Source organism: Massilia sp. CT11-108, assembly GCF_047302915.1.
Lineage (GTDB): Bacteria > Pseudomonadota > Gammaproteobacteria > Burkholderiales > Burkholderiaceae_D > Telluria > Telluria orientalis.
Window position 1 is genome coordinate 1 of record NZ_JBKYMO010001158.1, and the last position, 596, is coordinate 596.

Annotated in this window: 1 protein-coding gene; it reads right to left on the bottom strand. The window is 74.0% G+C overall.

Annotated features, from left to right (window positions below):
- On the bottom strand, positions 1 to 596 hold a 596-nt coding region (locus ACEN88_RS33720; RefSeq protein WP_413346707.1), incomplete at both ends, for a YbfB/YjiJ family MFS transporter.

Sequence of the window (596 nt, forward strand, 5' to 3'; positions counted from 1 at the left end):
GCCCACGCCGCGCGCGCCAGCAGCAGGTCCGACACCAGCGCGACGGCGAGGGCGGCGGCACCGATCTCCATGAGCACGCGATGGTCGCCCCCGGTCGCGGCGAAGATCCAGGAATACGCGTAGCCCGCGAGCGCCTGGAACAACGCGAAGATCGTCGTCGCGCGGCTCCACGCGGCGCCCTGCGCGGGCACGTCCTGCGGCAGGGTGTGGCGGATGCGGCCGAGGGTCAGCGGCACGATGCCCGGCGGGTAGGTGCCGATGACGAACGTGGCCGCCAGCAGGCCGGCGAGGCCGTGCGCGAGGACCAGCACGGCCGCGGCGAGGATCTGCAGGACCAGCGCGATGCGCGTCGCGGTGCCGATGCCGAAGCGGTCGCCCAGCGCGCCGTACAGCATCGGACCGCCCGTCGCGCCGAGGCCGTAGACGACCCAGAACAGCGCCGCCGTATGGCTGCCCAGGTGCAGGCCGCGGGCCACGTAATCGACGAGGAACACCATCATGGGCACGAGGCCGACGGCCTTCAGCGCGTACTGCGCATAGATCAGTCTCAGCGCGAAGCCGGCGTGCGCGGGGGCGCGGCCGGCGCTGGCCGCGGG